General features: G+C 66.1%; 13 protein-coding genes. 11 read left to right on the top strand and 2 right to left on the bottom strand.

Annotated elements, in window-relative coordinates; translation table 11 throughout:
* The 10 genes from FVW20_RS15005 to FVW20_RS14960 all read left to right on the top strand — a co-directional run.
* A partial coding sequence (locus FVW20_RS15005; RefSeq protein ID WP_196610236.1) for a complex I subunit 5 family protein occupies positions 1–3123 on the top strand: 3123 nt, incomplete at its 5' end.
* 3 nt (positions 3124–3126) lie between these two features.
* On the top strand, positions 3127–4125 hold the full coding sequence (locus tag FVW20_RS15000; RefSeq protein WP_196610235.1) for a respiratory chain complex I subunit 1 family protein: 999 nt from the start codon (positions 3127–3129) through the stop codon (positions 4123–4125).
* 16 nt (positions 4126–4141) lie between these two features.
* Positions 4142–4582 (top strand): NADH-quinone oxidoreductase subunit B family protein, encoded by a 441-nt coding sequence (locus FVW20_RS14995; protein ID WP_007527825.1) that lies wholly within the window; start codon positions 4142–4144, stop codon positions 4580–4582.
* Between the two features lie 3 nt (positions 4583–4585).
* Positions 4586–5275 (top strand): 4Fe-4S dicluster domain-containing protein, encoded by a 690-nt coding sequence (locus FVW20_RS14990; RefSeq protein WP_196610234.1) that lies wholly within the window; start codon positions 4586–4588, stop codon positions 5273–5275.
* A complete protein-coding gene (locus tag FVW20_RS14985; RefSeq protein ID WP_196610233.1) occupies positions 5244–5891 on the top strand; it encodes an NADH-quinone oxidoreductase subunit C in 648 nt (215 codons plus the stop codon). The genes FVW20_RS14990 and FVW20_RS14985 overlap by 32 nt, the downstream gene beginning before the upstream one ends.
* Positions 5892–5914: 23 nt before the next feature.
* A complete protein-coding gene (locus FVW20_RS14980) occupies positions 5915–7021 on the top strand; it encodes a hydrogenase large subunit (RefSeq protein WP_196610237.1) in 1107 nt (368 codons plus the stop codon).
* Between the two features lie 27 nt (positions 7022–7048).
* The gene (locus FVW20_RS14975) at positions 7049–7435 is read left to right on the top strand and encodes a hydrogenase maturation nickel metallochaperone HypA/HybF (protein ID WP_196610232.1); all 387 of its coding nucleotides are present in this window, start codon (positions 7049–7051) and stop codon (positions 7433–7435) included.
* Positions 7436–7439: 4 nt separating this feature from the next.
* Positions 7440–7973 (top strand): 4Fe-4S dicluster domain-containing protein, encoded by a 534-nt coding sequence (locus FVW20_RS14970; RefSeq protein WP_196610231.1) that lies wholly within the window; start codon positions 7440–7442, stop codon positions 7971–7973.
* 570 nt (positions 7974–8543) lie between these two features.
* Complete coding sequence (locus tag FVW20_RS14965; protein ID WP_196610230.1) at positions 8544–9173, top strand: DUF47 domain-containing protein; 630 nt, start codon at positions 8544–8546, stop codon at positions 9171–9173.
* Positions 9166–10176 (top strand): inorganic phosphate transporter, encoded by a 1011-nt coding sequence (locus tag FVW20_RS14960; RefSeq protein ID WP_196610229.1) that lies wholly within the window; start codon positions 9166–9168, stop codon positions 10174–10176. Before FVW20_RS14965 ends, FVW20_RS14960 begins: the two co-directional genes overlap by 8 nt.
* 283 nt (positions 10177–10459) lie before the next feature.
* Here FVW20_RS14960 and FVW20_RS14955 read toward each other — a convergent pair whose 3' ends face one another.
* Together FVW20_RS14955 and FVW20_RS14950 are read right to left on the bottom strand one after the other, a co-directional pair.
* Entirely contained in the window at positions 10460–10684 is a 225-nt protein-coding gene (locus FVW20_RS14955) for a TraR/DksA family transcriptional regulator (protein ID WP_196610228.1), read from the bottom strand.
* Between the two features lie 264 nt (positions 10685–10948).
* Positions 10949–11464 (bottom strand): NanQ anomerase/TabA/YiaL family protein, encoded by a 516-nt coding sequence (locus FVW20_RS14950; RefSeq protein ID WP_196610227.1) that lies wholly within the window; start codon positions 11462–11464, stop codon positions 10949–10951.
* Between the two features lie 363 nt (positions 11465–11827).
* Between FVW20_RS14950 and FVW20_RS14945 the strand changes: the two genes are divergently transcribed.
* The gene (locus FVW20_RS14945; RefSeq protein ID WP_231039141.1) at positions 11828–12772 is read left to right on the top strand and encodes a cache domain-containing protein; all 945 of its coding nucleotides are present in this window, start codon (positions 11828–11830) and stop codon (positions 12770–12772) included.
* Positions 12773–12868 lie beyond the last annotated feature (96 nt).

Here is a 12868-nt window from a genome sequence, read left to right as displayed (position 1 = left end):
CTGCCCGCCTTCGGCGCGCGCTGGCATCCCGCCGCCCTCGTGCCCTACGCGGGCGCCTTTGCCGTATGGTGTATCGGCCTTGTTTCCGGCCGCGCCCGCGCGCTGGCTGGCGTGGCCCTGGTGGCCGCCTCGGTGGCGCTGACCTGGACCGACACCGCCATCGACCCGCTGTCCCGCCTGTTCGGCGTGATCATCGCGGGCATCGGCCTGGTGGTGGCGGTGTACTCGACCGGCTACATCCACCACGACCGCCGCGCCGGTGGCTACTGGTTCTTCCTGCTGCTGATGTGCGGTTCTCTCTCGGGCCTGGCCCTTGCGCGCGACTTCGGCGGTTTCTACGTGTTCTGGGAACTGATGACCTTCTCGTCGTACTTCCTGGTGGCCCACGAGGCCACGGACAAGGCGTTCCGCGCCGCCGTGAAGTACTTCGTGATGTGCGTTGCCGGGGCCTGCGTCATGCTGCCCGGCTTCATGCTGCTGTCCGCCCAGGCGGGCACGCTGGACTTCGCGGCCCTTGCAGGCCTTGCCGCCACCCTGCCCGCCCCAGTGGTGAAGGGCGCGGTGGTGCTGGCCTTCGTGGGCTTTGCGGTAAAGGCGGGTCTGGTGCCCGGACACGGCTGGCTGCCCGACGCGCACCCCGCCGCCCCCTCGTCCATTTCCGGCCCGCTGTCGGGCATCCTGACCAAGACCGGCGTGTACGGCACCGTGCGGCTGATGCTGGCGGTGTTCGGCTCCGCCGTGCTGCTGAAAGCCGGTGAATCCGCCGGTGGCTTCAGCTCCATGGGCCTCCTGGTCACCGCGCTGGGCACGGCCACCATGCTTTACGGCGAACTGATGGCCCTGAGGCAGGACGACCTGAAGCGCCTGCTGGCCTATTCGACCATGGGACAGGTGGGGGAAATCTTCATGGTCATCGGCCTCGGCACCTGGCTGGCCGCCACCGGCTCGCTGCTGCACGTGCTGAACCACGCCATCATGAAGAACCTGCTGTTCCTCTGCGCGGGCGGTCTCATCCTGCGCGCGGGCAGCAAGAAGCTGGCGGACCTTGCGGGCATGGCCCGGGTCATGCCGTTCACCGCCGGGTGCATGGTCGTCGGCCTCATCTCCATCATGGGCCTGCCGCCGTTCAACGGCTTTGTCGGCAAGTACCTGATGCTGCAATCGCTGGTGGCCGCCGGTCATCCGGCGCTGGCCGCCGTGCTGCTGCTGGGCAGCCTTGCCGGGTGCGTCTACTACATGCGCATCGTGCGCACGCTGGTCTTCCAGCCCTACACCGGCCCCATGGTGCAGGAGGCCCCGGCCTCCATGCGCGTGGCCACCGGCGTGCTGGCCGCGTTGTGCCTGGTGCTGGGCGTGCTGCCGCAGCTGGGCCTGTCGCTGGTCACCCCCGTGGCCGACATGCTGGCGGGTGCGGGCAAGCTGGATGCGCAGGCCCTGCCCATGCTGGCGGTGACCTGGCACCCCTTCGTACTCATCCCCATGCTGGGCGCGGTGGTGCCCTTCCTGCTGCGGCGCGACCGCAAGGCGGCGGGCCTGGCCACCGCCATCGTCCTGGCCGTGGCAGCCATCGCCGTGGTGGTGTTCGGACGCGGGCTGGATTCCCTGTCCTTCGCCTTTGCGCTCGTCGTGCCGGTCATCGGCTGCCTGAACATGTTCTACGCCGTGGGCTACATGGAGCACAGCCACACCCAGTGGCGCTTCTACACGTTCTTCCTGTTCATGGTGGGCGGGCTGATGGGTGTTGCCGCCAGCAACGACCTGTTCGGCTTCTTCACCTTCTGGGAAATCATGAGCTCGTGGAGCCTGTACTTCGTCATCGTGCATGAGGAAAACCCCGCCGCGCTGCGCGAGGGCTTCAAGTACTTCTTCTTCAACGTGCTGGGCGCGGCCTTCCTGTTCCTGGGGGTGGTCATGCTGTCCACGATGGCGGGCGACCCCAGCTTCGGCGCGGTGCGTTCCGCCCTGCCGAACATGCCGGTGGCCCTGGCCGCCACGGCCGTGGCCCTGATGGCCATCGGCTTCACCATGAAGGCGGCGCAGCTGCCCTTCCGCATCGACGTGCAGATGCACCCGGCAACGGCGCCCACGCCGGTTTCCGGCTACATCTCGTCGGTGCTGCTGAAGAGCGCCCTGTTCGGCCTCGCCAAGCTGTTCTTCGTGCTGGGCGGCGCGGGCTTCTTCACCGGCCTGGCCGCCCAGTGGGGCCAGCCGCAGGTGATGTACGCCATCGCCTGGGTGGGCGGCATCACCATCGTCATGGCCGCCCTGCTGGCCGTGATGCAGTCGGACCTCAAGCTGGTGCTCATCTACTCCACCGTCAGCCAGTTGGGCTACATGGTGGTGGGCGTGGCGCTGGGCACCCCGCTGGGCATGGCCGGCGGCATGCTGCACCTGGTCAACCACGTGCTGTTCAAGGACCTGCTGTTCCTCGTGGCCGGGTCGCTCATCCTGTGCACCCACAAGCACTCGCTGGACGAACTGGGCGGCATCGGGCAGCGCATGCCCGTCACCCTGACCATGTTCGCCATCGGGGCGCTTTCGGTGGTCGGCGTGCCGCCCACCAACGGCTTTGCCTCCAAGTGGATCCTCTACCACGCGCTGATGGCCGAGGGCGAAGTGGCGCTGGCCCTGCTCTCGCTGGCGGGCAGCGTGCTGACCCTGGCCTACTTCGCCAAGTTCCTGCACTCGGCGTTCCTGGGCCGCCCCTCGCCGGAACTGGCCCACGTGCAGGAAGCCCCGCGCATCATGCTGGTGCCCATGGGCATCCTGGCCGCCGGGTGCATCATCACCGGCGTGTTCCCGGGCCTGCCCCTGCTGGCCATCGACATGATGGGCCGCGAACTGGGCTTCGCCGGGCTGGCTGTCGCACCGTGGGGCGTGGCTTCCGGCGCGGGGGCGTTCAACGCCACTGCCCTGGCCGTGCTGCTGGCGGTGGCCTTCTTCGGCGGGCGTACCCTCCTGCACCGGCTCATCGGCACCGTGCGCACCACTGACATCCACACCTGCGGCGTGGCCATGAAGGCCGACGAGGCCCGCCTTGCCCCGCAGGACATCTACGGCGCACCCCTGGCCCTGCTGCGACAGCTGGCACAGGCGGCCATGCCCGCCCAGAAGCGGAGGTAGACCATGTCCCACGCCACCGAACTCTTCACCCAATTGCTCACCCAGACCGGCCTTGGCCTGCTCGGCCTGCTGGTATTCCCGGGCGGGTTGTTCGCCCTGATGGTCGGCCTGTTCCTGAAAGGCCTTGACCGGCGCATCGAGGCGCGCCTGCAACGCCGCGTTGGCCCGCCCCTGATCCAGCCATACCTGGATATCGCCAAGCTGTTCACCAAGGAAACGGTCATGCCCGCCTCGGCAAACCGGGCCGCCTTCCTGCTGGCTCCGCTGCTGGGCCTGACCGGCATGGCGGTGTGCGCCGCGCTGCTGCCCGTGCCGGGCGTCAGCGGCGGCCTGCCCGCCATGGGCGACCTGCTGGTGATCTTCTACCTGCTGCCGCTGCCCGCCATCGCGCTGATGGTTGGCGGGTCCGCCTCCAGTTCGCCGTTCGGGGCCATGGGCTTCTCGCGCGAGATGACGCTGATGTTCGCCTACGAAATGCCGCTGCTGGCCGTGATGCTGGCCGTGGCCATGAAGGTCGGCATGGCCACCGGCGGCGGGGCCGAATTCTCGCTGGCCAATATCGTGGACTACCAGTTGGCCACCGGCCAGCTGGCCTTCGACCCGGTGATGATTCCGGCCCTGCTGGCCTACCTGCTGTTCCTGCCCGGCACCATGGGCACCGTGCCCTTCGACGTGCCCGAGGCCGAAACGGAAATCATCGAAGGCCCCCTGCTGGAATACTCCGGCCCGGCGCTGGCCTTCTTCCACATCACCTCGGCGCTCAAGACCGTGGTGGTGCTGGGCCTTGGCGTGGCGCTGTTCCTGCCGGGCACGGTTCCCGGCGGCATCGTCGCCAACATTCCGTGGTTCGTGCTGAAGTGCGCGGTGCTGATGGCCGTTTCACTGACGCTGGTCAAGTCCGCCACCGGGCGCTTCCGCGTGGACCAGGCCTTCACCTTCTACCTCAAGTACCCCTCGGTGCTGGCCCTGGCGAGTCTGGTGCTGGCATGGCGCGGTATGTAGACGGAGAGGATAAGATATGAACTTCCTGAAGAAACTCTCCGTGCGGTCACCGTGGCTGTACCGGATCAACGCGGGCTCGTGCAACGGCTGCGACGTGGAACTGGCCACCACCGCCTGCATCCCCCGCTATGACGTGGAACGCCTGGGCTGCAAGTACTGCGGCAGCCCCCGCCACGCGGACATCGTGCTGATCACCGGGCCGCTGACGGCCCGCGTGAAGGACAAGGTGCTGCGCGTGTGGGACGAGATTCCCGAACCCAAGGTCACCGTGGCCGTGGGCATCTGTCCGGTGAGCGGCGGCGTGTTCCGCGACGGCTACTCCATCGAGGGCCCCATCGACCGCTACATCCCCGTGGACGTCAACGTGCCCGGCTGCCCGCCGCGCCCGCAGGCCATCATCGAAGGCGTGATCAAGGCCCGCGACGTGTGGATGGCCCGCCTCGGATTGCAGGAGTAAGCCATGCTGGGATTCCTGAAGATACTCGCCCGCAACGTGGCCCAGGGGCCGTCCACCGACCCCTTCCCCTTTGCCGAGACGCATACCCCCCGCCGCTTTCGCGGCAAGGTGACCATGGACCCGGCCAAGTGCGTGGGCTGTGCCATCTGCCGCCACGTGTGCGCTGGCGGGGCCATCCGCATCGAGCCGCGCGAGGACCGCAGCGGCTACGATTTCACGGTGTGGCACAATACCTGCGCCCTGTGCGGGCTGTGCCGCCACTACTGCCCCACCGGGGCCATCACCATGACCAACGACTGGCACAACGCGCACCTGCAGGAACGCAAGTACGACTGGGCGGAGCACCACTTCGTCCCGTACCTGCGCTGCACCGGGTGCGAGGCGCACATCCGCATGCTGCCGCCGGACCTGGCCACCCGCGTGTACGCCAACCACGCCCACGACCTGGACTTCCCGGCGTTGTTGCGCATGTGTCCCAAGTGCCGCCAGGTGGCCGCCGCCACCCGCGCCGCCGCCCTGAACGCCCCTGCGGACGTTGATGATGCCGCTTCGGCAGGCAGTGGCAACGGCAACGGATCCCGCCCGGCGGCCAAGGCCGCTGCCGCCAACGAAGAAACCACCCCCGCCACCCCCCACACGGTGAAGGACGGAGGACGCACCGATGCTGACACGCCCCGCGCAACTGCAGGCTAAGGCACTGCTGGACCAGCGGCTGCCCGACGCGGCAGGCGCAGACATATCCTGGACCGAGGACGCCCACGGCAACATCTACGGCTGGATCATGCTGGACAACGCCCCGCGCCTTGCGGAGTTGGCCCCGGCCATGTCCCGCTGCCGCCTGCGCCTGTGCACCATGACAGCCTACGACCCGGAGCGCGACCCGGCCAACCCGCAACGCGCCATCGCCTACCACTTCGACCTGGACGGCCTGACCCTTACGGTCACCGCGCCCCTGGCCATGCCGCCCGCAGATGACGCCGACGAAAACGGCGAAGTGACCGGCAAGCCGGAAGTGCCCTCCATCACCCCGTGGTTCCGCAACGCCGACTGGAACGAGCGCGAATTCATGGAGATGTACGACATCGCGGTGACCGGCCACCCCAACCCCAGGCGGCTGTTCCTGGACGAGCGGCTGGACGCGGGCGTCATGGGCCAGATGATTCCCCTTTCCACCATGATGAACGGCGCCTCCACGCAAGACCTGTGGGAGCGCATCATGTCGGCGAAGCTGCCCGAGGGCACCACCGTCGCCACCGGCGCCCCCGTCGGCGCCATCGCCACCGTCACCGACGAGGAGGCACAGGCATGAGCACCACCGCGCATGCTCCCCATATGGACGACCACGTGAACACCGATCCGCGCGCCGGCTTCACCCTGCCCGTGGGCCCGCTGCATGTGGCCCTGGAAGAACCCATGTACTTCCGCGTGAGCGTGGAAGGCGAAACCGTGAAGCGCGTGGACATCACCGCCGGGCACGTGCACCGGGGAATGGAGGCGCTGGCCCTGCGGCGCAACCTGTTCCAGAACATCGTGCTTACCGAGCGGGTGTGCTCGCTGTGTTCCAACAGCCACCCCTTCACCTACTGCATGGCCGTGGAGAACCTGGCGGGCATCGTGGTGCCCGAACGGGCCCGCTACCTGCGCTCCATGGCCGAAGAAATCAAGCGCATCGCCTCGCACCTGTTCAACGTGGCCATCCTGGCGCACATCATCGGCTTCAAGTCGCTGTTCATGCACGTGATGGAAGTGCGCGAGATCATGCAGGACATCAAGGAGACGGTGTACGGCAACCGCATGGACCTCGCCGCCAACTGCATCGGCGGCGTGAAGTACGACGTGGACACCGACCTGCTCACCTTCCTGACCCGCAACCTCGACCGCGTGCAGAAGCACGTGGAAGAGATCTACAACATCTACCGCAACGACCCCATGGTTCGTGGCCGCACTGTGGGCGTGGGCGTGCTGTCGCCCGAAGACGCGGTGGAATACGCGGTTGTCGGCCCCGTGGCGCGCGGCAGCGGCCTTGCCGTGGACATTCGCAAGGACGTGCCCCACGCCGCCTACCCCCGCCTGGCCTTCGACGTGATAACCGAATCCGGTTGCGACGTGCATTCGCGCGCCCTGGTGCGCCTGCGCGAAGCCCTGGAGTCCATCAGTCTGGTGCGCCAGTGCGCCCGCGACCTGCCCGGCGGCGACCTGGTGGCCCGGCTGCCGGAAATTCCGGCGGGCGAGGCCGTGGCCCGCAGCGAAGCCCCGCGCGGCGAACTGATCTACTTCCTGCGCACCGACGGCACCGACGTGCCCAACCGCCTGAAGTGGCGCGTGCCCTCGTACATGAACTGGGACGCGCTGGGCGTGATAATGCACGACTGCAAGGTTTCGGACGTGCCGCTCATCGTCAACTCCATCGACCCGTGCATATCCTGCACGGAACGCTAGCCGCATAACCTACGGAGACAGGCGGTCATGCACGAATCGTCCATCGTCGAAGGCATCCTGCGCATCGTCTCTGACGAAGCGACGCGACACGGCGCCCCCCGCATCAGCCGGGTGAACCTTGCCGTGGGCCTTCTGGCGTGCGTCGAATCGCGCACCCTGACCGCCTGCTTCGAACTGCTGGCCGAAGGGACGCCCGCCGAGGGCGCGCCGCTGGACGTGCAACTGCTGCCCATGCGCGGCGTATGCCCGGCCTGCGGCGACGTGGAAACCCGGAGACGGAAATTCTCCTGCCCTTCGTGCGGCGACGACGCCGTGCACTGGATTGGCGGCAGGGAACTGTACATCGCAAGCATAGAAGTGCCCGGCCCGGATGCCATCGACCTTCCGGCAGCGGCGCAAACCACGGAAGGATAGCACCATGACCAATTCGCTCATGCGGTACGTCGTCTTCGCTGAAGCAGACAAGTGCAAGGCCTGCAAGAAGTGCGAACTTGCCTGCATCGCCTCGCACAACAACATGACCATCAAGGAGGCGGTGAAGAAGCGCAATCTCTTCCAGCCCCGCGTGCACGTCATCAAGACCGACAGCGTCAAGATGCCCGTGCAGTGCCGCCAGTGCGCCGATGCGCCCTGTGCCCGCGTGTGCCCCACCGACGCGCTGGTGCAGGAAGACGGCGTGGTGGTGATGCGCCAGCAATACTGCGCCGCCTGCCAGCTGTGTGTCATGGCCTGCCCGTACGGCGCCATCGAGTTGTCCTTCATCGGCCTGCCCGAAGAAGGCCCCGATGTCGCCCAACCCGCCCAGCACCGCCGCGAAGTGGCGGTGCGCTGCGACGTGTGCGCCGACTGGCGCGCCAGGGAAGGCAAGGACCAGGGCGCCTGCGTGGAAGCCTGCCCGGTCAAGGCCCTGCACATGGTCACCCTGGACGAATACCGCGCCATGCAGCGTTAGGGGTTGCTTGCGGCGGTCGTTTCCGCCAGCCCGCTCCCGGAAAAGGTGCACGGGGCTGGTGACCGCACCCCCCGGCAAGAACCCAGCACAACCCCATGACGCCCCCATCCTGAGGTCATGACGGGGCGGGGAATTTCCCCGCCCCGTTTTTTTTTGCGCGGCAGCACGGCGCGGCATGCGGGAGGTCCGTCACGAACGCGTCGTCACAAACCGACGCGACGCAGCCTGAAATACTGCTGTTCGACCGCTCAACATACTGCCACGATTGGACTTATCAAAACATTGCCATCCGTCACCAGTCCGTAACAAAACCGCGCTATTTCGTGTCGAATTCATGACGATGCCGGTTGCCCGGACGCCGGGGGAAGCGTAGAATCCCCGCGGTCCCGACCGGCCTTTTTTGCGCACGGGGCAGTGCCCTCCGGCACGCGCCGGAACGGTAACACATCCGCAACCTCCCGCCGCTCATGGCGGAACATCGCCGCAGATGGACCTGGCCGACCCTGCGGGCCAGCCGAACCCAAGGGCCTGCCAGGCCCGCGTGCACAACGCCAACACCGGAGCCAACGCATGGCCTTGAACCTGTTCCCCAAGACCGTCCGCTTCTTTGAACTGCTAAACCGCCAGAATGCCATGCTGGTGGAAGCGGCCGACTTGCTCACCCGCATCCTCGAAGACTTCGGCAAGGTCGACGACGCGTGCAAGCGCGTGAACCTGGTCGAGGTGGAGGCCGACGAACTGTGCCGCGAAATCTCGCGCCAGCTTTCGCTCACCTTCATCACCCCCATCGACCGCGAGGACATCTACCGCCTGAACCTGGCGCAGGAAGACTCCATCAACCTCATCAAGGGCATTGCCACCCGCGCGCGGCTGTACGGTTTCACCTACATCCGCTTCCCCGCCCGCAAGATGGTCCGCAACCTGCGCGAGATGTGCGCCGTCACCGGCGAGATGATCTGTTGCCTGAAGGACAAGACCGACGTGGCCGCGCAGGTCAAGCAGTTGAAGGCCATCAAGGGCGAATGCGAAATGCTGCTGGGCACCGGCCTTGCCGAACTGCACGACACCGAAAATCTCGACATGCGCGCCGTGGTGGACATCATGAAGTGGACCCAGGTGTACGACCGCATCGAACTGGCCGTGGAACGCCTGGACGATCTCGCCGACGCCATTGAGGAAGTGGTGCTGAAGAATGCTTGAGATACCGGTGCTGCTCGTCGTCATCGTCATCGTCGCGCTGATCTTCGACTTCACCAACGGGGCGCACGACTGCGCCAACGCCATCGCCACCGTGGTTTCCACCAAGGTGCTTTCCCCGCGCACCGCCGTGGTCATGGCCGCCGTGCTGAACCTTTTCGGCGCCATGCTGGGCGAAGAGGTGGCGCACACCCTGGGCCAGGGCATCGTGAACACAGACATGGTCGCGGGCAGCCAGACCCTGGTGCTGGCCGCGCTCATCGGGGCCATCGCCTGGAACCTGATCACCTGGTACTACGGCCTGCCCTCCTCGTCGTCGCACGCGCTCATCGGGGGGCTGATGGGGGCCGCCATCACCCACGCGGGGTTCAGCACGCTGAACGCCATGTCCATCGTCAAGAAGATCCTGCTGCCGCTGGTGCTCTCGCCCATGGCGGGCTTTGCCGTCAGCTACGCATGCATGATGTTGCTGATGCTGCTGTTCTGGCGCACCAACCGGCGCACGGTGACACGGTCGTTCGAAAAGTTGCAGATCGTTTCCTCTGCATTCATGGCCACCAGCCATGGCCTCAACGACGCGCAGAAAACCATGGGCGTCATCACCCTGGCCCTGTTCCTGTTCCACCAGATCGACACCATCCACGTTCCGCTGTGGGTCAAGCTGTCGTGCGCACTGGCCATGGCCATGGGCACCGCCCTTGGCGGGTGGAAGATCGTGAAGACCATGGGGCACAAGATATTCAAGCTGGAGCCGGTGCACGGCTTCGCGGCGGAAACATCCGCCGCCGTGGTCATCACCGGGGCTTCGCTGATGGGCGCGCCCATCTCCACCACCCACACCATCACCGCCTGCGTGTTCGGCGTGGGGGCCACCAAGCGCCTGTCCGCCGTGCGCTGGGGCATTGCGGGCAACCTGGTGGTTGCATGGATACTCACCATTCCCGCCGCCGCCACCATGGCGTCCATCAGCTTCCTGGTTCTGGAATTGCTGGGCATTGCCGACTAGCTCCCCCCGTCCCGCCGGGCCGGACACAGCACACGACAAAGGGGCTCCCCACGGGGAGCCCCTTTAGCCGTTCCGGAGCACGCCCGTTTCCGCGCCAGCGCCCGGCCCGGCAAATGTCTTCCGACACCATTTCCGGCCATTCCGCAGTGCTGCCGTCCAGTTGTTCCTGCACGGCCACATGGACCATGGCCGTATCGGGCCGGACGGAATGTTGCGCCATACGACGCGACACGGCCCGCGATCATCAGCATCGCGGGCCGTTCGGGGGTGATCGGGTATGGGGCTAGCTGCCCGCTTCCATCTCTTCCTGACAGGCCTTGCACAATCCCACGCCCGGCACGGCGGCCAGCCGTGCGGGGGGGATGGGTTCGCCGCACTCGCGGCAGCAGGCAACGCCATCGATCCATTCGGGCCCCTCGCGCCCGTGCGCGGAGGCGTTCCGCGCGCGGGACAAGGCGGCTTCGCGTTCCAGCCGCTCAAGTTCCTGGGCCTGATCGAAAATGTCCATGAGACCTCCTGATTGTCCCGATCCGCTCCCTGTCAGTGCTAGGTCCGCCCCCCCTCGGCGCGGGCAGTGCCCGCGCGCATCCGGCCCGACTCCATCAGCCGTCGATATGTCACGATTCCCTGTCGGCTCCACCGTCCAGGCGTCTCGTTGGTTCCACCCGTCCCTGGTCAAACCCGACCTTGATCCAACCCGACCCTGATCCAACCCGCCGGGGGCCAACCCGCCGCGGGTCCGGCGCGTACGGGTCCGGCGCGTACGCCCTTGCTACCCGCCCTGCCCGCGCGGCGGAATGCCCGCCACAGCCAGTGCATCCACGCGCACCTTGGCCACCGCCTTGACCATGGCAGTCGGACCGCCCTGTACGGCAATGCCCGGCATGTGCGCATCCTCCGGGAACAGCGCCGCGAAGGTGCCGGGTTGCAGCAGCACGCGGGTGCAGGGGTGCCCCGTCACGGAAAAGAAACGCACGTCCCTGTCATCGGCGTACGGACCCAGGGCAGCCAGACCGGGCAGCGGCGTCCAGTCCAACCATTCCATACCCGAAAGAACGTACTGGATGTCAATATGCCTGCGGTGGGCTTCCAGCCGCCCGCTGCCTTCCGGCCTGGTATCGTAACGCCCCACTTCAACGTACACGCTACCTTCCGGCGCATCCGCGCAGGGCACGGGGTGGCGGCCAGTGGCGGCGTCGGGCGTCAGGTTGGCCAGAAAGGCGAAGGCCGCCCGCCATGCCGGGCCAAGGTCATAGCGCATCCAGGTGTCCAGCGTGCCGATGATCATTCTTTCCTCCGGCTTGATGGCGGAATTCCGCATTCTGGCGGCGGACAATATAGTTTCGTCGTGCCGCGCGCAACCATTCCGTGCATTGGCGCACGGCAAAACGGCAACCGGATGGCCTCCCTCAGGACACACAAGTGTAACTCTTAGCCGTTACAGTTCCATCTACAAAATTTATAATATACACGGCAGCATAGCTATTGCCAATGTCAATGAATATGGGCATGAAGGCCGCGCGGCGTTCGGGTGCGGCTGGGGAGCCATTTGGATGCCGCAAGCGGGCACACGCTCCTCGCAATCTCGCGTCACGCGACGGAAGGGTTAACGGCGGGCCAACCGTAAACATCCAGTCGCCAAGGGGGCTCCATGTCTCTGACCATTCGCACCAAACTGATCATCGCGTTTCTGTTATCCATCGTCGTCGCCATCGGCAGCGTTTCCGCCGTGGTGTCCATCGAAATCCGCCGGGCCTCGCTGAAGGATTTCGAAGACTCTTCCGGCGCGCAACTGGAACGGGTGAACGACTTCATCGCCACGTTTTTCGAATCCGCCCAGCGCAACGTCGCGTACCTTGCCTCGCTGCCCCGCGTGGTGGAGGGCAAAGGGCATGTGGCCTCCTACGCCGACACCAAGCAGGAATTCAAACTGAACCACGGCAGCCTCACCCCGCCGGAACAGGCCATCGCCCAGTTGTTCGGCCTGCTGGGCAAAGCCAACAACTGGTACGACGAGATTTTCATCGGCTACCAGGATGGCGGCTTTCTCAGCCACATCGACGACACGGGCATGCCCGCCGGATACGACCCCCGCAAGCGCCCGTGGTACAAGGAGGCCCTGGCCTCTTCCGGCAACACGCTGATCAGCAAGGCCTACATGTCCACCACCGGGTACCCGGTGGCCAGCGTCATGAGCAAGGTGCGCACCGGCGCTGGCGAGATCGTCGGTGTCATGGGCGTGGACATCAACCTGTCCACGCTGACCAAGGTCACCTCCAGCCTGCGTATCGGCAAGACCGGCTACGTCATGCTGATCGAGGACACCTCGGTAATCCTGTCCGACCCGAAGCACGAAAAGTTCAGCTTCAAGAAAACCGATGACACCGGCTCCCCCGGCCTTGCCCAGATCATGAAGATGCAGCGCGGCACCTTCGAGGCGGCCATGGACGGGGTGGACAAACTGGTCACCGTGCATACGGGCTACCAGGGCTGGAAGCTGGTAGCCATCATCGACAAGGCCGAGGTGTACGCCCAGTCCGCCAGCGTGGTGAACTACATCCTGATGGTTCTTCGACGTTTGATGTGGAATTCATGAAGCCACCACGACCTGAATCGGGGCCGCGATCAGGTAGACCATGGTGATGAAGTTCTCCACATTTCGGTATCCTCGGGCTCTGGCTCTCGCCGCTTG

It is taken from the genome of Nitratidesulfovibrio oxamicus (assembly GCF_015731765.1).
GTDB lineage: Bacteria > Desulfobacterota > Desulfovibrionia > Desulfovibrionales > Desulfovibrionaceae > Cupidesulfovibrio > Cupidesulfovibrio oxamicus.
Note: the sequence above shows the minus strand (reverse complement) of the source record. Positions and strands in the feature narration are given on the sequence as shown.

Bases quoted from the DNA above. Each gene is read 5' to 3' on its own strand.
- FVW20_RS14995 (WP_007527825.1), top strand. From the start codon at position 4,142: ATGAACTTCCTGAAGAAACTCTCCGTGCGGTCACCGTGGCTGTACCGG.
- FVW20_RS14990 (WP_196610234.1), top strand. From the start codon at position 4,586: ATGCTGGGATTCCTGAAGATACTCGCCCGCAACGTGGCCCAGGGGCCG.
- FVW20_RS14960 (WP_196610229.1), top strand. From the start codon at position 9,166: ATGCTTGAGATACCGGTGCTGCTCGTCGTCATCGTCATCGTCGCGCTG.
- FVW20_RS14965 (WP_196610230.1), top strand. From the start codon at position 8,544: ATGGCCTTGAACCTGTTCCCCAAGACCGTCCGCTTCTTTGAACTGCTA.
- FVW20_RS14955 (WP_196610228.1), bottom strand. From the start codon at position 10,684: ATGGACATTTTCGATCAGGCCCAGGAACTTGAGCGGCTGGAACGCGAA.
- FVW20_RS14980 (WP_196610237.1), top strand. From the start codon at position 5,915: ATGGACGACCACGTGAACACCGATCCGCGCGCCGGCTTCACCCTGCCC.
- FVW20_RS14975 (WP_196610232.1), top strand. From the start codon at position 7,049: ATGCACGAATCGTCCATCGTCGAAGGCATCCTGCGCATCGTCTCTGAC.
- FVW20_RS14985 (WP_196610233.1), top strand. From the start codon at position 5,244: ATGCTGACACGCCCCGCGCAACTGCAGGCTAAGGCACTGCTGGACCAG.
- FVW20_RS14945 (WP_231039141.1), top strand. From the start codon at position 11,828: ATGTCTCTGACCATTCGCACCAAACTGATCATCGCGTTTCTGTTATCC.
- FVW20_RS15000 (WP_196610235.1), top strand. From the start codon at position 3,127: ATGTCCCACGCCACCGAACTCTTCACCCAATTGCTCACCCAGACCGGC.
- FVW20_RS14950 (WP_196610227.1), bottom strand. From the start codon at position 11,464: ATGATCATCGGCACGCTGGACACCTGGATGCGCTATGACCTTGGCCCG.
- FVW20_RS14970 (WP_196610231.1), top strand. From the start codon at position 7,440: ATGACCAATTCGCTCATGCGGTACGTCGTCTTCGCTGAAGCAGACAAG.